Source organism: Rouxiella chamberiensis, assembly GCF_026967475.1.
Taxonomy (GTDB): domain Bacteria; phylum Pseudomonadota; class Gammaproteobacteria; order Enterobacterales; family Enterobacteriaceae; genus Rouxiella; species Rouxiella chamberiensis.
Genome location: NZ_CP114058.1, coordinates 2163552 through 2185215, shown reverse-complemented (window position 1 = coordinate 2185215; position 21664 = coordinate 2163552). Strand labels below are relative to the sequence as shown.

The following is a 21664-nucleotide window of genomic DNA, read 5'->3' as shown; positions in this document are numbered from 1 at the left end:
CCGCCGTATGCCGGGAACCTGCATGGGGTCAGCGTCGTACCTTTCATCATCTATCAGTCAAAAGGGAATCGGATGATTTATTCCGAAACACTAAAACATGTCATGAATTTCAGTGCATTGGCGCTGGTTCTAGGTACCGCACTTTCTGCACCTGCCCAGGCCGACGATGCCTGGCTGCGAGCGTGTACCGCGCCAAAAACGGCCGACAGCTGTCAGTTGCCTTTCCAGCAGGGCCTTGCGCCGGTGCTGATGGGGTCAAGCCGCGATCAGCAAGGGCTGTGGGGCTTTATCGATGCCTCCGGCAAGATGGTTATCGAGCCTGCCTATCGCGAAGCGCACGGATTTGCCAACGGGCTGGCTGCCGTTAAAAAAGATGACCTGTATGGCTACATAGATGCAAAAGGCCATCTGGCCATCACGCCACGTTTTACCCGTGCCACCGATTTCAACGCGCAGGGCACGGCGCTGGTGGTCACTGACAACCGTTTGGCCCTCATCGACAAGCAGGGCGCGATTATCAAAACCCTGCCGTTTGCGGCGTCACTGGATTCCGCCGGTTTTGAGCAGGGCCAGCCTCTGGCAAGCGTTCAGGTGCAAATTTCTCCGGCGTTGTGGAATGCCACCCAGGGGCGCTCCGTCTCTTTGCCTGATGACGTGATGAATCTGGACGAACCGCAGTCCGGCTTGATCCCCGCCCAGCAGCGCGACACGGCGCAGAGTGGATATTGGGGCTATCTCGATGACAACGGTCAGTGGGCCGTCGACCCGATGAAACTGAAAACGCGCAATCAGCCGCTGCTTAATGGCGATGTGGTTGCCGTCAAGGGTAAGGCCTCCTGGACATTTGTCGATCGCAACGGTGTGAGTCTGAGTAAAGACCAGTATAAGTCCGTTATGCCTCTTAAATCAGGCAGTTGGATTGTTGTCACCGCAAACAATACTCAGCAATTACTCAGTAATAAATTGGAAAAAACTCAGGATCTCCCAGCCGATCAGGCCGACGATTATCAGACCTGGGGCAACATGCTGCTGGGTAAAGGCAGTAAAGGTCTGGTGCTTGTCGGTGCAGACGACCGCGTGGTGGATATCAAGGCCAACAAGCCCCAGTTATTGAGTCAGCATGGCAAACTCTGGGTACAGCAGGTTGATGCACGCGGTGAAAACCGTCCGCCGCAGCTGGTGCAAATTTATGATGCCAATGGCGTGGGGCTGCTGACGGCGGCCACGCTCACGGCGTTGAACGAATATAAGGTGCAGCCGCTCGATGCCCGCGATCTCAATCAGGCCAGCAGTAGCGACGATGCCGACTCGGGCCTGCCGCTGGCCTTGCTGACGCCCAATGACAAGACTAAAAAACCGGCCATCCTGACCGCCGAAGGCGAGATTTACAGCGATCCGCAGTGGGCCGAATTGGGCGCGCCGGGGCGTAACGGGCCGCTGGTGGTGAAAACCGAAAACGGCATGATGGGGGCCGTGACCGCAAACGGTCAGTGGCTGGTCCCGCCAAAATTCCGGCAGGTCGCCCCGTTTGACGGCGCTTATAGCTGGGCCACCGTCGTTGACGACAAAAACGTCGAAAGCCGTAAAGTCATTGATGCACAGGGCAACGTGGTCGATATTCCGACGCGCGGTTCTGCAAACGGCGCAACAGGTTTCAGGCAATGACCTGCTTTATACGCATGGCGACAATGACGAGCGCCGCTGGGGTATCTGGGATATCGCGGCTAACAGCGCCAGAATTCCTCCGCGTTTTATCCAGCTTGAGGCCTTCCACGACGGATATGCGCTCGCGCGCAACGACATTGGCTGGGGCGTGATTAACCCGAAAGGGCTGTGGGCGATTGCGCCTGACGCCGAACGCAGCGGCAAGCCGCAGCCGGCCGGTGACAACATCTTCATGATTGCCGAAGGCGATACGCCGGGCGAACACGATACCAGCAACAACCGTTACAGCCTGTACAGTGCGGTGACCGGCCTTGGCCTCGCGACCCATTTGCTGAGCAATCCGCAGAAAATTGGCGACACGCATTGGCTTATCCGTCCTGAAAATGGCGGCGTGGCGCTAATGGACGACGACGGTCGGGCCGTGGTCAGCAAGCAGATTGCCCCGGAATCGGTGCGCATCAACGGCGACTGGGCCTTGCTCGGCTTTGGCCCGCACATTGGTGCCATCGACAGTCAGGGCAACTGGCAAATCGCGCCTATCTACTCTTCCGCCCTGCGGTTTATTTCACCCCAAAGCTGGGCCAGCGCGCAGAGCGACGGACATACTACGCTTATCGATGCCAACGGTGTTCAGCCTCTGGCCGATAATAACGCGGCGCAGCCACTGGCCTCGATGGACCGCATCGTCATGAATGACGACAGCACCGGCGAAACCGTGTTGCTCGATACGCAGGGCAATGAAATCAGCCGTTTTGCAGGTTTGAACAGCCTGGCGGCCGCCCAGTCGAGTGAAGGCATGGTGCCGGTGCGCGGCACTGACGGGTTGTACGGATTTATCGATGCCAATGGCAAGCCCTTGACGGGTAATTATTTCACCCGCGTCGGCGCCATGAAAGACACCCGCGCCACCGCCGTCAAGCAGGACACATACGGCCAGCTGATAGGCTACATCAACGGCAGCGGAAGTTTCACCACCTTGCCGAAATACAGCTGGGCCAGTGATTTCAGCGAGAAGCGTGCGTGGGTAGTGGCGAAGGGCGTCGTGCAACTCATCGATCCCGACGGTGCCGTTCAGGCGCAGTTGCCGCAAAAATGTAATCAACGTGTGATCCTCAATGCCAAGGGGCATCAACTCTGGCCCGCCAAACCGGTGAACTGTGCGAATCCGGTTCAAAACGGAGGAGCACAATAATGTCTCCATCGACTCTCCAGACCAAACGTTTATCGCGGGCGGTTCGTCACGCTCTGACCCTCGGCGGCGCAATGGGCCTGATGGCGATGACTCTGCCTGCCCATGCCGTGGCCGAAAGCGCCTGTTTTGCGCCAAATACGCTCGATGAAGCCCAGCGCGCCGAAAGGGCGCTGCCCGCCACGCAAAATATCTGTATTCGTGCGGCCAATGAAAGCCGTGCTGCCGTGCTGCTGCCCGATGCCGGACAAGCTATCGACGATGTCGCACTGGTCAAGGATCTCGGCGGTCATCGCTGGGGCTTTCTCGACAATCGCGGCCAGCTGGTTATCAAACCGGTCTTCGAGCAGGTCGGCGATTTCCACTACGGCCTTGCCGCGGCGAAGCTCAAGGGAAAATGGGGTTATATCGACGCCACGGGCAAATGGGCCATTCAGCCTACCTTTGACCGCGCCGAAGACTTCACGCAGGTCGAGCTGGCGCTGGTCGAGAATGCCGGTAAAACGCAGCTTATCAATCGTCAGGGCCAGACCGTTGGCAAACCGCTTGATGCGCTGGTCGATGACGTTCAACTGGGTGACGGCAATCCGGCGCGTCTGGCGTTAAGCTATAAAACCGTGTTGCTGTCGCCCGACGACCAGCGCCACGTTGCCACCGACAAAATGGAAGTGGTGCAGCCTTTTGGCAAGCAGGGGCTGTTTATCGCCCGCGACGCCGATAAAGGATTTGGCATCGCCGACGGCGATTTGGCCTGGCGTGTCGAGCCGCAGTTCAGCGACATTACACTCAGTGACAACAGCAGTGCGCTGGCGGTGGCGAAGGTTGCCGACGGCGTGGTGTTGATTCGCGACAACGGTTCGCGAATCGACAAGACCTACCAGTCGGTGAAAGCGCTGAACGGCCAGTTCTGGCTGGCGAAAACGGCGGATAAAAACACGCTGCTGGACAACGGCGGCAACGAGATTGCCACGTTGAGCAATGACGCGGTCGCAGGGCTTGCGGTGCAGGGCGACTATCTGCTGGATAACAGCGGTAAAGAGACGCTGGCGCTGTATGTGCCCGGCAAAAAGCAGCCGCTTTCCCTGCCTGGAGGCAGCACTCCGCTTCAGGCCGATACCGGTAATTTCCTGCTGACGACGCGCGGCGATCAACACCGCGTCAACGCCATTATTTCACCCGACGGCACGCTGATTGGCGGCACGCAACCGGTGAACTGGCTGGGGCAGATAAGTCACGCGCAGCTTATCAATAACCGGCTGTGGCTGCATGACTCAGACGGCAAAATCGTCAATTTGGTCGACAACGGCGGCAAGCTGCTGTTAAGCGCCAAAAACGTAGCGCTGCTGGCCGATTACCAGATTCAGCCGTTGCAACGCGTGCAGAGTGACAACACTGCGCCGCTGGCGCTTATCAAACCGGATCCTCAAGACCCGAAAGCGGGCGCAGGATTCATTCGTGCCGACGGCGCTGTGCAACTCGACAGCAAATGGGAAAATATTCAACCTGCCGACAGCAGCGAATCGGGGCAGGGCGGTCTGGCTCGACAGTTTATCGTCAATACGGCGCAAGGCACGGGTATCGTCGATGCGCAGGGTAAGACGCTGGTTCCGCTTAGCGAAGACAACATCGCGCCTTTCGTCAACGGCTATGCCCTGGATTATCAGGATGGCAAGCTGACGGCGATAGACACGACGGGTAAACATTTTGCCCTGCCAAACGCCTTCGAGCTGCAATCACTCGGCAACGGCTGGTTCCGGTTCCGCCAGACCGCCGCCGAAGGCGCGCTGTGGGGCATCTTCGACGCGGTCAACCAAAAAGTGATTGCCGCGCCGAGTTATCTGTCGGTCGGGGAGCTCGCCTACGGCCTGTCCAATGTTCAACTGCCCAATGCGCGCTGGGGCATTATCGACGGCGAAGGTAAACCGCTGGTCACGCCAGATTTTGCCAACGTTCGGCGCATCAACAATGCGCTGTGGCAACTCGAAAAGGCGCCCAAAACCGACGACCAACCGGCTTCCGCGACCGAATCGCAGATTATCGCCAACGACGGATCGGTGCGTATCGACCTGACTCGCGACCTTAACGTCAACCAGTTCAATGACGGACGTATTCTGGCCACGTCGGGCGAAGGCCAGTCGTGGCTGCTCAATGCGCAGGGCAATATCGAGCTGCACGAGCAGCAGACGCGCATCTCGGCGGTAGGCGACTGGGTCAAGCTTTCCCGCCAGCCGCAGGTCGGCTATCTGAACGCGCAGGGAATTTGGCAGATTCAGCCGCAAATCCAGCCTGGCTCGGCTTTTGTCAACCAGCGCGCCTTGCGCGTGCTGGCACAGGGCAGCGAACTCATCGACGAGAAGGGCACGCGCGTGGCGGCGATGCCGGAAGGTGACTGGGTATGGCCGACCGGCAGCGCGATGGCCGTGTCTTACGACCTCGACGAAGGCAAGGCCACCACACGCTATGTCGACAGCACCGGCAAGCTTGTGCTGACAGTCTCGGGCGTAGGCAGCCTGATGCAGAAAGGCCAGGCGGTACTCGGCAAACCCGATGGCAGCAAGACCTGGATAGACGCGCAGGGGCATCCTGTTGCCTCGGTGAATTATGGCGACCTGGGGCTGGTAACGGAAGGGCTGGCGTTCGCGCGTATCGGCAGCGGCTACGGCTACGTGAATGCCCAGGGCAGCTTTGTCATTCCGCCGGTATTCAGCGCGGTGTCGGCATTTAACAGCGGCGTGGGCATTGTCTCGACGCCGACAATGTCGATGATGCTCGATGCCACCGGCAAGCCGCTGGCGCGTGTCGACCACGAATGTGGTATTCAGGTGCTCTATGACGGCGGCAACACCCGTCAATGGCCGCAAAAAATGCCGGTTAAGTGTGATTAATGGAATTCGATTTTCGTGCTAAGGTTTAGCTGATAACTCTTGGTAGACCGATTAAATAAAAGGATAAATTATGCTCCCTCAACTTCCGCAAAAGTACAAAGACGCAGAGCGTTGGTCTTTTGGTGACAACGAGGCGCAGGCTGATGATTTGGCAAACAAGGTCATTGAAGGGGTGAAAACCGCGACCTGTGCCAATCTCGACGATGACGGCACGCCGGAAGTGGGCGAAGTCTTCGTGATAGTCGACGGTCGAAATCACCCGGTTTGTGCAGTGAAATTGACCGAAGTGAAGCAGGTGCCGTTCGATTTGGTGACGGAAGAACACGCTTTCGCCGAAGGGGAAGGCGACCGCACGCTGGCCTCATGGCGCGCCGAGCACCAGCGTTTCTTTGAAGCCTACGACATGTTTGAACCGAATATGCCGTTGCTGCTGATGAAGTTCGTCCTGGTCGAAAAATTCTGATTTGCCAGCCGGCCAGCTCACTGAGCTGGCCGGTTCTCTTTTGTCATCCTGATAGTTTTCAACTTACTTGCACTGATGTTCAGGAGAACCCGTTTCATGTCTACCTTTTCACGCAACCCTCTCGCCGAAACCCTTGATATTCCGTATTTTAGCCAGTGGGAATCCCCCTCGTCGGCCCCCGAGATTTTGAGTCAGGCCAAAAGCCTGCACGAGATTGACGAGTGGCCCGCATCGGGCGCCTTGCCGCAGGCGGAATTCGTGGAGTGGGCCAATCATGTCTGCGGCATGTGCTGCCTGAAAATGGCGCTGGCGGCCACAACCGGTGAAGTGGTGCCTATCCTCGAGCTTACTCGTCGCAGCTTGCCTTACGGGGCTTATGTGCGGGAAGGAGAAAACATTCGCGGGCTTATCTATGCGCCATTTGTCGAGTTTCTAAAACATGAGCTGGATATTGGCGGGCAGGTGAGAGTCGAGATGCAGGTCGAGGATATTGCGCGGGAGCTTGAGACACACCGGTTCTTTATTGCCTCGGTGCATCCGGGGATTCGTCATCCAGAGGTTGCGCCGCCTCGCACCGGCGGTCATCTGGTGCTGGTGACCGCCGTGGAGCAGGGTAACGTGACCTTCCATAATCCCTCGGGTCACAGCGAGGCAACCCAGTCCTATGTGCAGCTGCCCCTCGCGCAGTTTGGCCGATTCTTTGCGGGTCGCGGCGTCGCCCTGATGCCCGGAACGACGGCCTGACACCGTAATGGCGGGTTATTTACCGACCCGCATAATCCATTCATCTTTCTGGCTGTCATATTTTTCTTTATAGAGCAGCGAATCGCGCCCGTCGACAATCGCGGGCACGCTCACGTCATCGTCCCAGCCGTCCAGCTGCATGCAAAGACCCGGATCCGATTTGCACGGAATAACCAGCCTGTTGCCGCCCTCGGCTTCAGGGGAAAAGAGCTGCGCGTCGTCAATCTTGAAACTACCGATTTGTAAGCTTGATTTACCCATAGAAATTCTCCTCGTCGAGCTAATGTCGGCAGGCGCAAGCCCGCAGCGTAATCTTTGAGCTTAGTTCAATGAACAAAGAGTGCTATAGGAAAACTCCAACAGGCGGGAAGTAGGCACGGCGGAGAAGAGAGGGAAAGGGCAGACCTCCACAGGAAGTCTGCCCTTGCGACTAGTTTTTCGGAATGGCGGTGCCCCATTGCTGCCAGTCTTTCGGCTCTTCCTGCATCAGCAGGAAATGACGGCCGGTCGAGGCTTTGGGCGCCACAGGAATGGTCGGCGGTGTGGCAAAGGCAATCCCGCCGCGAATAAACTGCTGGAAGGTCCCGCTCTTGAAGCTGCCGCCGGTCAGACCAAATTGCAGGTTATAGCCCGAAGCCAGCCAGAACGTGGTGTTGTCACGCACCAGATACTGGTATTTCTTGCTGATGCGCAGTGCCACATTGACGCGGTCGGCCATCTCGCCGAGATTGAAACCGGTGACGGTACCGACTTCAATGCCGCGGAACAGCACCGGCGTACCGATTTGCAGCGATCCGACTTCGGTCGCATCGACAACAATCGCCAATCCGTCGGTGTAACGCGAATCCGTGATGGTCGCCGTTTGCAGATCAAAGGTGCGGCTCGGCGGCCCTTTACCCGCTTCGACATTGATATAAGGCTGCAGCAGCGTATCCAGGTTCTGCACGCCCGCGGCGGAAATCTCGGGCGTTACGATCGAGAAGCGCGTGCCGAGGCGGGCGAAGTCATCGACGTATTCCGGATACAGCACCGCCTTCGCCGCGACCTGATTCAGACGCGGGTTCAGTTTCAGCGACTCGACCTGACCGATGGTAATACCCAGATAGCGAATCGGCATGCCCGCCGAAATTTTGCTGGCATCGTAGGTATTAAAGGTAATCTGACTGCCCACCGCGCGCGCCGCTGTTTCGTTGTCGTACAGGACGCGTTTCACGCCTTTGGTCAGCGTCACCCCTTCAATGTTGTCAAAGCTGATGGCGCCTTTCAGGGCGCGATCCAGCGGCGAAGCCTGAACCGTCAGGCCGCCACCGTTGAGCTGGACCTTCGCGCCGCCCTCGGCCCAGAAAATGGTTTTCTGAGTCAGGAGGTTGCGATATTCGGGCTGGATGTAGACATCCACCTCGAACTCGTTGGCCTTGGGACGAACATTCACAATTTCGCCGACCTGGAATTTGCGGTAAAGCACCACGGAGCCGGTCTGTACATCCGGCAGGCTCTTGGCGGTCAACGTCAGCGTGGTACTCGGTTTTTCGCCCAGAATGCCCTGCTCGGCCTTTTCGGCATTGCTGTAAAGCGGATACTGACCGGAAGGCGAGCCTTTACTGCCCGGCATGACGCGGATCCCGCCGTCAATCCACTCCTGCGCGCTGGCACCGAGCACTTCCATGCCGTCCACGCCCAGTTTCACGTCAAGGCGGCTGTTGACCACGAACTTGCTGTCCTGATGCACCAGACTCTTGTACTGCGACTTGATGGCGACATTAAACTGAATACCGGCATCGGTCAGTGTGCGGTCAAGCACCTGACCAATGGTGATGCCGTGCAGGATAAGCGGTTGACCGGCGTCGATACCGTAACTCTGTGGCGCAAGCAGTTTCAGCGTCAGCACGCCGGGGTCCTGCAACATGCGCTGGCTGCTGTCGAGCACGGTAAACTGGTTTTTCGGCTCGCCTTCGCCCGGAATCAGTTCCAGCGTGTTGCCGGTCAGCAACTGACTGAGTTTGGCATTATTCAGGCTGACGCGCGGACTGTTCATCTCGATGCGGGTGTGCGTGCGAAGCAGATCGATAACGGAAGGATCGATGGTCAGTTTGCCTTTCACCTTGTTGTCGGGCTGAAGCTTGACCTCGGTCAGCGTACCGACCTGCAGACCCTGATACATCAGCGGCGTATGGCCCTCGCTGAGTCCGTCGCCGCTTGGCAGGTCAAGCGTTACTTCAACGCCGCGCTGACTTTGCGCCAAATCGGGATACAGCTCGTAGGACTGCTCGGCCTTGGCGGGTTTACCGTCGGCAGGGGAGTCGAGCGCAATCGCCCCGTTGACCAGCGCCGCGAGGCTTTCCATCTCGACCTTCACGCCGCTCAGGCTAAAGTCGCCCTTGAAGCCCGACACGTTCCAGAAACGGCTGGTCTCTTTCACCAAATGGGCAAAACGCTTGTCGATAAGCACGTCGATAGTGACCCCCGTGTTGGCAGGTTCAATATCGTAATCATAGACTTTGCCTACGGGAATTTTGCGGTAATACACAAGCGATCCGGTACTGAGCGAGCCTAAATCTCTGGAGTGCAGATGCACCATGAGCTCGCCGGTGTTAAGCCGGAATTTCGGCTGGGTATCGAGCGCGGTAAAGTGGTCCTGCTCCTTGCCGGTGCCCGGCATCATGCCGATATAGTTACCGCCGACCAGCGCGTCCAGCCCGGAGATCCCGGCCAGCGAGGCTTTCGGCGTAACCAGCCAGAACTGCGTGCCTTCACGCAGCGAATCGGCCAGTTCACTCTTGATGCTGACTTTGACATTGATGGTGCGCAGGTCTTTGCTCAGGCTGATTGACTGCACGGTCCCGACCTCGACCCCCTGATAGCGCACAGGCGTGCGGCCCGCGACAATACCTGCCGCCGACTGGAAGTCGATGGTCACGGTATTGCCCTGTTCCTGATAGTTGCTCCAGATAAGCCAGGCTGCAATCAGCAGGGCAACGAAAGGCAGCAGCCAGAAAGGTGAAATGCGACGTCTGTTTTTGACGCGTGCTTCAGTCGGAGTATTCGGTGTGTCTTGTTGCATGTGCATCCCAAATCAGGCGGCTGTCCAGCCATTCAACGGCAAGAATAGTCAGTATCACGGCAGAGCCAAAATAAAACGCGGCCGGACCCATGGTAAACGAGAGTAATTGGTCGCGGTTGACCAAAGACATCATCAATGAAATAACGAATAAATCCAGCATCGACCAGCGGCCTATCCATTTCACCAGACGCAACAGGCGGATGCGGGTCTTGAGTCCCTGATGAGCCTTGAAATGAATGCTTATCAGCAGTGTCAGCAGCACGATAACCTTGGTAAAGGGCACCAGCACGCTGGCGATGAACACGATACCGGCGATGGGAATGTTGCCCGAGGTCGCGAGCGAAACCACGCCCGAGAAAATCGTGTCCTTCAACTGCTGGCCATTGGCATAAATTACCGAGATAGGTAATAGATTAGCCGGAATTAACAATACCATCGCTGAAATCAATGCCGCCCATGTTTTTTGCAGGCTGTGCTTGTAGCGTTTTCTCATTTGCTGATGGCAGCGAGGGCAGCGCCCGCGGTTGTCGGGATGGCCGGTAAACTTGCAGGAGAGGCAAAGCACCAGCGAATCGGGCACGCATTTGGGCCGTGGCTGCGGATAGAACTCCTCCCACAGCTGTTCGATATTGAGGTTTATCTGGGTCAGCGTCACCAGAATCGCCATCGAGATATAGGCCACCAGCGCGGTGCCCATGTCGATATCGGCATACTCTTTCACCTTGATGCAGGCCACGGCCATGCCTATCAGGTAAATATCGAGCATCACCCAGTCTTTCAGGCGATCCAGCACCAGCAGCACCGGCTTGAGATTCATGCCGTACTTGCTGCCGAAATAGAGATACAAAATGGAGCAGACCAGCGTCAGCGGCGCGCCGATGGTGCAGAATGCCACCATGCTGGCGGTCAGGGAGAGCCCTGGCTCGACATCTGCCAGATGCCTTCGAACAGGCTGGCGTCGATGCGGGTACCGAGCAGACGAATGCTGATGAGCGGTTCGGTATAGGCAAAGGGCATCAATAGCAAAATGCTGATTGCGATAACCATAAGCCTTGGAAGCGAGCAGACTTTGCCTTTTTCGACTTTACTATTGCAACGCGGGCAGTGTGCAGTTTGCGTTCTGCGCAACGCCGGCATGGCAAAGAGGTAGTCGCATTCGCTGCAGCGCTGGTAACGTGGCTGCGGCAACGGGCCTGATATTGTTCGTATTTTCATAGGACCTGTAAGCAAAATGACCTGCAGTTGATTGAGGCTGACTGTCACAAATTGCGGACATTTTAACTATCTGGCAAGGTAACCGCCAAGAAGGTCAGGGATTTTTAGATAAAATAACGTATCATGCAAACGCCGGAACATAAATTTGTCTCGGCAAAATTTTGTCCGGGGCGCACTTTCGCCTCCCGGCAAAAAGTACATTGTAGGCCAGTCTTTTTGAAGACACACAGGATTAACCTTGTCTGAATGCGCATTTAAAGCTTATTTTAGAAAGGTTAAGCATGCAAAATAGCGGTCTGCCCTCAGGTTTTAATGGTTACAACATGACTAAAGAAGCATTCTACACGGAATTAAAACGTGACCTGAACGCGTTAATCGCCGGGGAAAACAACTTCATCGCGACACTGTCCAACGTCAGTGCCTTGCTCTACGAACGTCTTGAGGGCGTGAACTGGGCGGGATTTTATCTGATGGATGGCGATTCGCTGGTGCTCGGACCGTTCCAGGGCAAGATTGCCTGCGTACGAATTCCGGTAGGCAAGGGAGTCTGCGGAACAGCCGTCGCCGAGAACGCGGTACAACGCGTCGGCGACGTGCATGCCTTCCCCGGACACATTGCCTGCGATGCGGCCAGTAACGCAGAAATTGTCTTGCCCGTGACCGTTTCAGGTCAGGTTATTGGTGTTTTGGACATCGACAGCACGCTCTATCAGCGCTTCGACGACGTCGACGAGCAGGGGCTAACAGAATTGGTAGCCGGGCTTTGTCAGCACCTGGAAAACAGTAACGCTGCAAAATATGTCAATTTGATCGCAAGTTGATCGACGGATAACGTAGCATTTACGGACGGGGTCATTATAATGACGCCTGTTCATGCCTGCGCCGGTTGGCAAACCCGTTGTAATCAGGAAATTTCATGGAAAATCAACCTAAGTTGAACAGTAGTAAAGAAGTGATCGCCTTTTTGGCAGAGCGTTTCCCGCTTTGCTTTAGCGCCGAAGGTGAAGCGCGCCCATTAAAGATCGGCATTTTTCAAGATCTGGTAGAGCGCGTTCAGGGCGAAGAAAATCTGAGCAAGACACAATTGCGTTCTGCTCTGCGCCTGTATACCTCTAGTTGGCGTTATTTGTATGGCGTTAAAGTCGGCGCCCAGCGCGTAGACCTTGACGGCAATGCCTGTGGTGTTCTTGAAGAACAGCACGTCGAGCACGCCCGTAAACAATTGGAAGAAGCAAAAGCCCGCGTTCAGGCACAACGTGCCGAGCAACAGGCCAAGCGTCGCGAAGCCAACGGTGAAAATGCCGAGCCGCGTCGCCCACGTCCGGCAGCAAAAAACCTGCGCCTCGTCGTGAAAATGCGCCTGCCGCTGTTTCTGGTCAAGAAAATCGCAAACCGCGTACTCCACGTCCACCACGTGAAGTCAGCCAACCGCGTCCAGTGCCAGTCACAGATATCTCAAAACTGCAAATTGGCCAGGAAATCAAAGTCAGAGCAGGAAAGAGTGCGATGGATGCCACCGTTTTGGAAATTGCAAAAGACGGCGTTCGTGTACAACTCTCTTCGGGTCTGGCGATGATCGTGCGCGCAGAACACTTGCAGTTCTGATACGGAGGCCAACTCAGGCATGAACAAATTTGTCAGATTAAGCGTAATCGCGGGTCTGCTTTTTTCGGGAGCAACTCTGGTCAACACCAGTTTTGCGAATGAGAGTGCACCGGTCACTCTCGCTCAGCTTCCGCAATTGGCACAGGAACCGCAAGACGCAACGGTGAGTGAGCGTGTGACAGCACGCTTTACCCGTTCGCACTACCGTCAATTCGATCTTAATGCCGACTTTTCAGGGAAGATCTTCGATCGCTACCTGAACATGCTCGATAATGGCCATAACGTATTAATGGCTTCCGACGTTGCCCAATTCGCCGACAAACGCGGCACGCTGGGTGACGAGCTGAAATCCGGTCAACTGTCTACGCCTTACGCACTGTATAATCTGGCGCAGAAACGTCGTTTCGAACGCTACGAATATGCGCTGTCCGTGCTGGCGCGACCAATGGATTTCAACGGTAACGATTCCATTACCCTCGATCGCACCAAATCTCCGTGGCCGAAAGATTCCACCGAGCTGGACCATCTTTGGGATCAGAAAGTCAAATATGACGAGCTGAACCTCAAGCTGACCGGTAAGAACGATCAGGAAATCCGCGACATTCTCGGTAAACGCTATCGCTTCGCCATGAAGCGTCTGACGCAGAGCAACAGCGAAGACGTCTTCCAGCTGGTGATGAACGCGTTTGCCCATGAAATCGATCCCCACACCAACTATCTGTCGCCGCGCAGCACCGAACAGTTCAACACCGAAATGAGCCTGTCTCTGGAAGGTATCGGTGCCGTTCTGCAGGGCGATGACGACTACACGGTCATCAACTCGATGGTAGCAGGCGGCCCGGCGGCCAAGAGCAAAACCATTGCGGTTGGCGATCGTATCGTCGGCGTCGGCCAGACCGGCAAACCGATGGTTGATGTGATTGGCTGGCGTCTTGATGACGTCGTGGCGCTTATCAAGGGACCGAAAGGCAGCAAGGTTCGCCTTGAAGTTCTGCCGGCGGGCAAAGGCACCAAAACCCGTACCGTGACACTGACCCGCGAGAAAATCCGTCTGGAAGACCGCGCAGTCAAGATGACCATCAAGAAAGTCGGCAATGAAAAAGTCGCCGTGATGGACATTCCTGGCTTCTACGTCGGCCTGACCGATGACGTCAAGGTTCAGTTGCAGAAAATGGCCAAGCAGAACGTCAACAGCCTGGTTATCGACCTCCGCACCAACGGCGGTGGAGCGCTGACCGAGGCGGTGTCTCTGTCAGGGCTGTTTATTCCGAGTGGTCCGGTGGTTCAGGTGCGCGACAATAACGGCCACATCCGTCAGGACAGTGATACCGACGGCGTCGTGTACTACAAAGGTCCGCTGGTGGTGCTGGTCGACCGCTACAGTGCTTCCGCGTCTGAAATCTTTGCCGCTGCGATGCAGGATTACGGCCGTGCGCTTATCGTGGGTGAACCGACCTTCGGTAAAGGTACCGTGCAGCAATACCGTTCCCTGAACCGCATCTACGACCAGATGCTGCGCCCTGAATGGCCGGCGCTCGGCTCCGTGCAATACACCATCCAGAAATTCTATCGAATCAACGGTGGCAGCACGCAGCGCAAGGGCGTAACGCCGGATGTCGTCATGCCAACCGGCCTTATCGACAATCAGGTCGGCGAGCGATTCGAAGACAACGCCATGCCGTGGGACAGCGTCAATGCCGCAACCTACACCCGCACCGGCGATTTGGCTCCTCTCGTTCCGCAACTGGTGAAAGAGCACGACGCGCGTATTGCCAAGGATCCGGAGTTCCAGTATATCCAGCAGGATATTGCCAAGTTCAATGCGAATAAAGACAAGCGCGACAACGTGTCCCTGAATTACGCCCAGCGTGATAAAGAAGACAAGGAAGACGACGCTACCCGTTTGACTCGTTTAAACGAGCGCTTTAAACGCGAAGGCAAGAAGCCTATCAAGTCTCTCGACGATCTGCCGAAAGACTATGTGGCGCCGGACCCGTATCTCGACGAAGCCGACAACATTGCCGTTGATCTGTCCAAACTCGAAAAAGAGCAGAACAGTCAGGCGCAGTGAGTTTCTCGATGCCATAACAAGCCGTATTCCGTAGCGCACCTCTGGTGCGCTATTTTTTTGCCTGCGCCGCCGTGTAGAATGGGTTAATCAAAACGCTTCAAACTGTAAAGTATTGTGAATTACCTGCGCCATCAGGCTTTTCCCCTTGAAACTTGCAGGGAAGCCCATAGGATCTAGATATCCTGTCTCGTACAGACGGTTTACACGAATTAATACAACAATGAGGAAGTAATAAACATATGATGCGTATAGCGTTGTTCCTGTTGACCAACCTGGCTGTCATGGTGGTTTTCGGACTGGTGCTCAGTCTGACAGGCATTCGTTCTAGCAGCGTGATGGGACTCATGATCATGGCCGGTCTCTTCGGCTTCGGCGGTGCATTCGTCTCTTTGCTGATGTCAAAATGGATGGCGTTACGCTCGGTTGGTGGAGAAGTCATAGAGCAGCCGCGCAATGAAACCGAACGCTGGTTGATGAACGTGGTCAGCCGTCAGTCACAGCAGGCCGGTATCAAGATGCCGCAGGTCGCCATTTATCATGCGCCCGACATCAACGCCTTTGCCACCGGCGCACGCCGCGACGCCTCTCTGGTCGCGGTCAGCACGGGCCTGTTGCAGAGCATGAGCCAGGATGAGGCCGAGGCGGTTATCGCCCATGAAATCAGCCATATTTCCAACGGCGATATGGTTACGATGACGCTGATTCAGGGCATCGTGAACACCTTCGTTATCTTTATTTCCCGCATTCTGGCACAGATTGCCTCGGGCTTTATGTCAGGCGATCGCGAGGGCGAAGAGAGCAGCAACGGCAATCCGCTGGTGTACTTTGCCGTGTCCATGGTGCTTGAGCTGGTCTTCGGTATTGTTGCCAGCATCATTACCATGTGGTTCTCCCGTCACCGCGAATTCCACGCCGACGCCGGTTCTGCGAAACTGGTTGGCCGCGAGAAGATGATTGCCGCGTTGCAGCGTCTGAAAACCAGCCATGAACCGCAGGAAGCGGGCAGCCTGATGGCGTTTTGCATCAACGGCAAGAACAAGACGTTCAGCGAGCTGTTCATGTCGCACCCGCCGCTGGACAAACGCATCGAAGCCCTGCGTAGCGGTGAATACCTGAAATAACCCTCGGCGCGGTTTGCGCCAAAAGGTAAAAGGCCCGGCAAACATGAGGTTGCCGGGCCTTTTTTATTGGGCAGAAAAAGCACCGATGGCTCAGGTTTGCTGCGGATTGGCCGATTTCTGCGTCATGCGCAAGATACTGATAACAGCCCCGCCAAGCGCCAGAGAGCCTGCCAGAATCAATGAAGCATGGGTGCCATGCACGCCGAACAGATTGAACATAAGGGCGACCATTGCCGCACCGGTGGTTTGTCCGAGCAGGCGCGCCGTGCCGAGCATGCCGCTGGCTCCGCCGCTGCGACTGCGAGGGGCCGAAGAGACGATGGTGTGATTATTCGGCGACTGGAACAGGCCGAAACCCGCACCGCAGATGATCATGCGCCAGATAATGTTGAGAGAGGACGGATGGTCCGGCAGTAACGCCAGCGAATATAGCCCGAGCGAGAACACGACCAGCCCGATACCGCCGAGCATACCCGCGTGATAGCGCTCCACCAGGCGTCCGGAAATCGGTGCCATTACCATCGTCGCCAGCGGCCACGGCGTCAGCAGCAGACCGGTCGAGACGGCGTCCAGCCCGAGTGTATTTTGCAGGAAGAAGGGCAGCGAAACGAAGGCCAGCATCTGTGCGGCGAAAGAACACATCGAGGTGCCGATAGAGAGACTGAAAATCGGAATGCGCAGCAAATCGACCGGCAGCAGCGGCGAGGATCGGGTGAGCTGACGGCGCACGAAGAACCAGCCGACCACCAGCAGCAGCACGACTTCGCCAAGGATCAGACGATGATCCTGGCCCTGCGCATAACCGCTCATCGCGCTTATCAGCAGGCCGAAAGTCAGCGCATTCATCACGCTACTGACAAAGTCGAACTTCTGTCCCGCCGTTTTGATGCTATTGGCCGGAAGATATTTCAGACCAAGGAAGAAGGCGACTAGACCAATCGGCAGGTTGATGGCAAACAGCCACGGCCAGTTGGCGACGGAAAGGATAGCGGCCGCCACGGTCGGACCTGCGGCCGAAGAGACGGCGACGATCAGCGCATTGATGCCCATTCCGCGCCCGAGATAGCGCTGCGGATAAATTATCCTCACCATGGCAGTATTGACACTCATGATGCACGCGGCCCCAAGCCCCTGCAGCACGCGCGCGAGGGTCAATGTAGGCAGTGAATCAGACAGGGCGCAGGCGAGAGACGTGAAGCTAAACACCACCAGGCCAATCATGTAGATGCGGCGATAGCCGAAGATTTCGCCAAGCGAGGCCAGCGACAACAGCGACACGGTAATGGCGAGCTGGTAGGCGTTTACTATCCAGATGGAAGAGGCGGGGCTGGCGTTAAGGTCCTGCGCAATGGTCGGCAGGGCGACGTTGGCAATGGCGCCATCGAGTACCGAAACCGTAATACCCAGGGCAATGGTCAGGATTGCCCCGTAGCGTTGTGGTGCTGGAAGTCCGTCGTTAACCGTGGTTGTCATGTCTGAGCGTCAGCGTTTGGCTAATAAGTGAAGGAAATATTATCACGCTAACTACTCAACGTCCGTTTAGACGCGCGGTTGTCGGACTTAATTAATTGTAACCAGAGTTAACATTTTCACGTAAATGCTGAAATGCGATCGAGTTCAATTCTTTAGAAATAGCGTTCCATTATTAATGAAACAAAAAAAGTATCATTCGGGAATTTATGAAATAATAACGTCATACACACTCTGGCAGGACAAAGACTATGGCGATCGCTGATCTTGATAAACAACCCGACTCCGTATCTTCGGTGTTGAAAGTATTTGGCATCTTGCAGGCCCTCGGCGACGAGCGCGAGATAGGTATCACCGAACTTTCGCAGCGCGTGATGATGTCAAAAAGCACGGTCTACCGTTTTCTGCAAACCATGAAGTCGCTGGGCTATGTCGATCAGGAAGGGGAGTCCGAGAAATACACCCTGACCCTCAAGCTGTTCGAGCTGGGTGCCAAGGCGTTGCAGAAACGTCGATCTTATCCGTTCTGCCGACATTCAAATGCGTGAAATCTCCCGATTAACGCGCGAAACCATTCACCTGGGCGCGCTGGATGAAGACGGCATTGTCTATATCCATAAAATCGACTCGATGTACAACCTGCGTATGCATTCGCGCATCGGCCGTCGCAACCCGCTGCACAGCACCGCCATCGGCAAGGTGTTGATGGCATGGGGCGAACCCGGCGACGTCAAGGCGCTATTGGCGGAAATGCAGTTTACCCGCAGCACCGAAAACACCATTACGGATGTGCCGAGTCTGGTCAAGGTGCTTGAAAAAGTGCGTGAGCAGGGGTATGGCGAGGACATCGAGGAGCAGGAACAGGGGTTGCGCTGTATCGCGGTGCCCGTCTTCGATCGTTTTGGCGTAGTGATTGCCGGGCTCAGCATTTCGTTCCCGACCATTCGTTTTTCGCAGGAGAGCAAGAAGGATTATGTCGAGATGCTGCATACTGCGGCGCGTAACATCTCCGAACAGCTCGGCTATCATCAGTATCCCTTCTGATAACCGCCTTCTGCCGCTGTTCTCCGGCGGCAGAAGGCAGGGTTCCGGCACCTTACTCCGTGTCAGACATTAACGATGCGCCAGCTCGGCGTGTTCGTCTTCATCCATCACCTTCTTGTCGGTGAGTTTCAGAATCTGGCTGGTAATGGTGCCTGCGGTCATCGAGCCGCTCACGTTAAGCGCCGTACGGCCCATGTCGATCAGCGGTTCGATGGAAATCAGCAGCGCCACCAGCGTTACCGGCAGACCCATCGCAGGTAGCACGATAAGCGCAGCAAAGGTCGCCCCGCCGCCAACACCCGCCACACCGGCAGAAGAGAGCGTAACAATGCCGACCAGAGTGGCTATCCACATCGGTTCGAACGGATTTATCCCAACTGTTGGCGCAACCATGACGGCAAGCATGGTCGGGTAAAGCCCGGCACAGCCGTTTTGCCCGATAGTGGCACCAAAGGACGCGGCAAAGCTTGCAATGGATTCAGGAATGCCGAGACGACGCGTCTGGGCTTCAACGGCCAGCGGAATCGTCGCAGCGCTTGAACGGCTGGTAAAGGCAAACGACAGCACCGGCCACACCTTGCGGAAAAACTTCGCCGGATTCACGCCGGTAAAGGAGAGCAGCAGGGCATGAATGGCAAACATGATAGCCAGACCCAGATACGACGCGACCACAAAACTGCCCAGCTTGATGATGTCGTGGATGTTTGAACCGGCCACCACTTTGGTCATCAGCGCCATCACGCCGTAAGGGGTGAGTTTCATCACCAGACGTACCAGCTTCATCACCCAGGATTGCAGGATGTCGATAAACGCCAGAACCTTCGGGCCTTTTTCGGCATCGTCTTTCACCAGCTGCAACGCGGCAACGCCCGCAAAGGCGGCGAAGATAACGACGCTGATAATCGAGGTCGGGCTGGCACCGGTGAGATCGGCAAACGGGTTTTTAGGAATAAAGGACAGGATCATCTGCGGCACGGTCAGGTCGGCAACCTTGCCCACATAGTTGGTTTGAATCGCCGCCAGACGGGCGGTTTCCTGCGTACCCTGCACCAGACCTTCCGCCGTCAGGCCGAACAGTCTGGTTACAAACACGCCCACCAGTGCGGCAATCAGCGTAGTGAACCAGCAATGTACCGATGGTCAGGAAACTGATTTTACCCAGCGAGGAGGCATTATGCAGACGCGCCACCGCACTCAGAATCGACACAAATACCAGCGGCATGACAATCATTTGCAGTAGCTGAACATAGCCGTTACCAACGATGTTGAACCACGGAATCGAGTTTTTCAGTACGGCGCTGTCGGATCCATAGATCAACTGCAAGGCCAGACCAAATACCACGCCGACCAGCAGGCCTACGAGGACTTTCTTTGCCAGACTCCATTGCTTGCGGCTTGATTTGGCCAACAGCAAAAGGAGGGCAACAAACACTACCACGTTTAAAATCAGCGGAAGATTCATACCCAAAGCTCCAGAGAATTGATTCACTTGAGAAGGCTGCCAGAGGGAATAATAAGGCAGCGCTTAACGATGGGCGTAGAGTACCAGAATGAGAGGGCAAGCTCTTATAACCAAAAGGAATGGGCTATAACTTTCCGCTTAATATTGTGTATTGGTTAAACGATATGACCATTTTATAGACGTTATTAAGTCAAATACTTCAAAATAAAGTCGAGGCTGTGCGGATTGATGGCACCGATAATAGGCGACCAGTCCGGCCAAAACAAGGTCAGTCCGACCATCAGCAGGCAAAAAATCCGCTCGAGCTGATTGCCCTTTTGCGTGGTGATGATAGGCAGGCGAAAACGCCAGCGACAGGGCCACAGCAGCGGCACACCCGCGGGAGTCAGCATGTCGGCCAGAATATGGCTCAAATAGCCAATCACCATGCCATGCAGCGCATCGATAGGGATAACCCAGTCTGGCGGCAAACGCGTTTTCAGCAGAAAAACGCCTGCGGCAACGGCAAGCAGACTGTGCGTGAATCCACGATGGCCGAATATTCGGGCAATGGGCTGCGAGATAAACCTCAGCCTCTGACCGAGCAGCGATTTGGGGTGATCGATATCAGGCACCAGTGACATCAACAGTGACGCCGGGACAATATGCCACCAGTCGCCGTGAGCAAGCTCAGGCGATAATTGTGCCTTCTTGGCAAACACTGCGCAGGCAATGGAGAAAATGAGATGACCTTCCGCAGTCATAATGCTTCCGAACTGAATAACTGTTATTTTATCCAGTATAGGTGAAAGCCCATTCTCGCGGAAGGTGTTACCCTGTAACTATTTGTCAACCTTTTGATTAAAAAGGTAATAATTATCGACTCGTGACAGTGTCATGACGCCTTTTGTCACTATCTCGCGAGCCAGCCGCCATCAACGGCCAAAGTATAACCATTTACGTAGTTCGAGGCGCTGGACGCCAGAAAGACGACCGGCCCCATAATGTCTTCCTGTTCGCCCCAGCGGCCTGCGGGAATGCGGTCGAGAATTTCCTGACTGCGGCTCTCGTCGGCGCGCAGCTGTTCAGTGTTGTTGGTTACCATGTAGCCCGGTGCAATCGCATTGACATTAATGCCGTGTTTGGCCCATTCATTGGCCAGCAGGCGGGTAATGCCCATCACGGCACTTTTGGAGGCGGTATAGGAGGGCACGCGGATCCCGCCCTGAAACGACAGCATGGAAGCAATGTTGATTATCTTGCCGCCGCCGCCTTGGGTGATAAACTGCCGCGCCACCGCCTGCGCCATGAAGAACAGGGTCTTGCTGTTGACGTTCATCACGTCATCCCAGTCTTTCTCGCTGAAATTCAGCGCATCTTCACGGCGAATGATCCCGGCATTGTTGACCAGAATATCGATGTGGCCCAACTCGCTAACGGCGCTTTCAAGCAGGCGAGGAATGGCGTCGATGCGGGTAAGATCGGCGCGCAGGTCCAGAAAGCGGCGGCCGAGCGCGTGCACGGCGTCCAGCGTTTCGTTGGGTTCGGAACGGTTGACGCCGACAATATCGCAACCTGCCTGCGCCAAACCTATCGCCATCGCCTGTCCGAGACCGGTGTTGCAGCCTGTCACCAGCGCCACTTTTCCTTGCAAATCAAAACTGTTAAGCACCATAGCCCTATACCGCCT

14 protein-coding genes and 4 pseudogenes are annotated in these 21664 nt (G+C 55.9%); 11 read left to right on the top strand and 7 right to left on the bottom strand.

Annotation, left to right across the window (positions count from 1 at the left end):
- Positions 1 to 72: 72 nt before the first annotated feature.
- The 5 genes from O1V66_RS10080 to O1V66_RS10060 all read left to right on the top strand — a co-directional run bounded on the left by O1V66_RS10080 (position 73) and on the right by O1V66_RS10060 (position 6946).
- The gene (locus O1V66_RS10080; RefSeq protein WP_269128296.1) at positions 73 to 1665 is read left to right on the top strand and encodes a WG repeat-containing protein; all 1593 of its coding nucleotides are present in this window, start codon (positions 73 to 75) and stop codon (positions 1663 to 1665) included.
- Positions 1595 to 2857 carry a WG repeat-containing protein gene (locus O1V66_RS10075; RefSeq protein WP_269128295.1) on the top strand — a complete coding sequence of 421 codons (1263 nt, stop codon included), beginning with the start codon at positions 1595 to 1597 and terminating at the stop codon, positions 2855 to 2857. The genes O1V66_RS10080 and O1V66_RS10075 overlap by 71 nt, the downstream gene beginning before the upstream one ends.
- Positions 2857 to 5739 carry a WG repeat-containing protein gene (locus tag O1V66_RS10070; RefSeq protein ID WP_269128294.1) on the top strand — a complete coding sequence of 961 codons (2883 nt, stop codon included), beginning with the start codon at positions 2857 to 2859 and terminating at the stop codon, positions 5737 to 5739. Before O1V66_RS10075 ends, O1V66_RS10070 begins: the two co-directional genes overlap by 1 nt.
- A gap of 70 nt (positions 5740 to 5809) precedes the next feature.
- Positions 5810 to 6202 (top strand): ASCH domain-containing protein, encoded by a 393-nt coding sequence (locus O1V66_RS10065; protein ID WP_045046547.1) that lies wholly within the window; start codon positions 5810 to 5812, stop codon positions 6200 to 6202.
- 96 nt (positions 6203 to 6298) lie between these two features.
- Entirely contained in the window at positions 6299 to 6946 is a 648-nt protein-coding gene (locus O1V66_RS10060) for a hypothetical protein (protein ID WP_045046548.1), read from the top strand.
- Positions 6947 to 6961: 15 nt separating this feature from the next.
- On the opposite strand, the gene O1V66_RS10055 is transcribed toward O1V66_RS10060, so the two are convergent.
- From O1V66_RS10055 to yebS, 3 genes and pseudogenes are all read right to left on the bottom strand, one after another.
- Positions 6962 to 7207, bottom strand: a complete 246-nt coding sequence (locus O1V66_RS10055) for a DUF1480 family protein (RefSeq protein ID WP_045046549.1) — start codon at positions 7205 to 7207, stop codon at positions 6962 to 6964.
- 169 nt (positions 7208 to 7376) lie between these two features.
- Positions 7377 to 10007: a PqiB family protein gene (locus O1V66_RS10050; protein ID WP_045046550.1), complete on the bottom strand. Its 2631-nt coding sequence runs from the start codon at positions 10005 to 10007 to the stop codon at positions 7377 to 7379.
- Positions 9976 to 11222, bottom strand: a pseudogene (gene yebS, locus O1V66_RS10045) (membrane integrity lipid transport subunit YebS). The gene O1V66_RS10050 and the pseudogene yebS overlap by 32 nt, the downstream one beginning before the upstream one ends.
- Before the next feature lie 323 nt (positions 11223 to 11545).
- Here yebS and O1V66_RS10040 point away from each other — a divergent pair.
- From O1V66_RS10040 to htpX, 5 genes and pseudogenes are all read left to right on the top strand, one after another.
- On the top strand, positions 11546 to 12043 hold the full coding sequence (locus tag O1V66_RS10040; RefSeq protein ID WP_045046878.1) for a GAF domain-containing protein: 498 nt from the start codon (positions 11546 to 11548) through the stop codon (positions 12041 to 12043).
- Positions 12044 to 12138: 95 nt separating this feature from the next.
- A pseudogene (gene proQ, locus O1V66_RS10035) lies at positions 12139 to 12606 on the top strand (RNA chaperone ProQ); the annotation flags it as partial.
- A 122-nt stretch (positions 12607 to 12728) separates the two neighbouring features.
- Entirely contained in the window at positions 12729 to 12827 is a 99-nt protein-coding gene (locus O1V66_RS10030; RefSeq protein ID WP_269128293.1) for a hypothetical protein, read from the top strand.
- Between the two features lie 19 nt (positions 12828 to 12846).
- The gene (gene prc, locus O1V66_RS10025) at positions 12847 to 14898 is read left to right on the top strand and encodes a carboxy terminal-processing peptidase (RefSeq protein ID WP_045046553.1); all 2052 of its coding nucleotides are present in this window, start codon (positions 12847 to 12849) and stop codon (positions 14896 to 14898) included.
- 239 nt (positions 14899 to 15137) lie between these two features.
- Positions 15138 to 16019 (top strand): protease HtpX, encoded by an 882-nt coding sequence (htpX, locus tag O1V66_RS10020; RefSeq protein ID WP_045046554.1) that lies wholly within the window; start codon positions 15138 to 15140, stop codon positions 16017 to 16019.
- A 90-nt stretch (positions 16020 to 16109) separates the two neighbouring features.
- Here htpX and O1V66_RS10015 read toward each other — a convergent pair whose 3' ends face one another.
- The gene (locus O1V66_RS10015) at positions 16110 to 17492 is read right to left on the bottom strand and encodes an MFS transporter (RefSeq protein ID WP_045046555.1); all 1383 of its coding nucleotides are present in this window, start codon (positions 17490 to 17492) and stop codon (positions 16110 to 16112) included.
- Positions 17493 to 17740: 248 nt separating this feature from the next.
- On the opposite strand from O1V66_RS10015, the pseudogene kdgR reads away from it, so the two are divergent.
- A pseudogene (gene kdgR / locus O1V66_RS10010) lies at positions 17741 to 18533 on the top strand (DNA-binding transcriptional regulator KdgR).
- A 69-nt stretch (positions 18534 to 18602) separates the two neighbouring features.
- Here kdgR and O1V66_RS10005 read toward each other — a convergent pair.
- The 3 genes and pseudogenes from O1V66_RS10005 to kduD all read right to left on the bottom strand — a co-directional run bounded on the left by O1V66_RS10005 (position 18603) and on the right by kduD (position 21649).
- A pseudogene (locus O1V66_RS10005) lies at positions 18603 to 19995 on the bottom strand (L-cystine transporter).
- A gap of 185 nt (positions 19996 to 20180) precedes the next feature.
- Positions 20181 to 20738: a metal-dependent hydrolase gene (locus tag O1V66_RS10000; protein ID WP_045046558.1), complete on the bottom strand. Its 558-nt coding sequence runs from the start codon at positions 20736 to 20738 to the stop codon at positions 20181 to 20183.
- A 149-nt stretch (positions 20739 to 20887) separates the two neighbouring features.
- Positions 20888 to 21649 (bottom strand): 2-dehydro-3-deoxy-D-gluconate 5-dehydrogenase KduD, encoded by a 762-nt coding sequence (gene kduD, locus O1V66_RS09995; RefSeq protein ID WP_045046559.1) that lies wholly within the window; start codon positions 21647 to 21649, stop codon positions 20888 to 20890.
- Between the last annotated feature and the right edge of the window lie 15 nt (positions 21650 to 21664).

Bases quoted from the DNA above. Each gene is read 5' to 3' on its own strand.
- O1V66_RS10080 (WP_269128296.1), top strand. From the start codon at position 73: ATGATTTATTCCGAAACACTAAAACATGTCATGAATTTCAGTGCATTG.
- O1V66_RS10075 (WP_269128295.1), top strand. From the start codon at position 1,595: ATGCACAGGGCAACGTGGTCGATATTCCGACGCGCGGTTCTGCAAACG.
- O1V66_RS10070 (WP_269128294.1), top strand. From the start codon at position 2,857: ATGTCTCCATCGACTCTCCAGACCAAACGTTTATCGCGGGCGGTTCGT.
- O1V66_RS10065 (WP_045046547.1), top strand. From the start codon at position 5,810: ATGCTCCCTCAACTTCCGCAAAAGTACAAAGACGCAGAGCGTTGGTCT.
- O1V66_RS10060 (WP_045046548.1), top strand. From the start codon at position 6,299: ATGTCTACCTTTTCACGCAACCCTCTCGCCGAAACCCTTGATATTCCG.
- O1V66_RS10055 (WP_045046549.1), bottom strand. From the start codon at position 7,207: ATGGGTAAATCAAGCTTACAAATCGGTAGTTTCAAGATTGACGACGCG.
- O1V66_RS10050 (WP_045046550.1), bottom strand. From the start codon at position 10,007: ATGCAACAAGACACACCGAATACTCCGACTGAAGCACGCGTCAAAAAC.
- O1V66_RS10040 (WP_045046878.1), top strand. From the start codon at position 11,546: ATGACTAAAGAAGCATTCTACACGGAATTAAAACGTGACCTGAACGCG.
- O1V66_RS10030 (WP_269128293.1), top strand. From the start codon at position 12,729: ATGGATGCCACCGTTTTGGAAATTGCAAAAGACGGCGTTCGTGTACAA.
- prc (WP_045046553.1), top strand. From the start codon at position 12,847: ATGAACAAATTTGTCAGATTAAGCGTAATCGCGGGTCTGCTTTTTTCG.
- htpX (WP_045046554.1), top strand. From the start codon at position 15,138: ATGATGCGTATAGCGTTGTTCCTGTTGACCAACCTGGCTGTCATGGTG.
- O1V66_RS10015 (WP_045046555.1), bottom strand. From the start codon at position 17,492: ATGACAACCACGGTTAACGACGGACTTCCAGCACCACAACGCTACGGG.
- O1V66_RS10000 (WP_045046558.1), bottom strand. From the start codon at position 20,738: ATGACTGCGGAAGGTCATCTCATTTTCTCCATTGCCTGCGCAGTGTTT.
- kduD (WP_045046559.1), bottom strand. From the start codon at position 21,649: ATGGTGCTTAACAGTTTTGATTTGCAAGGAAAAGTGGCGCTGGTGACA.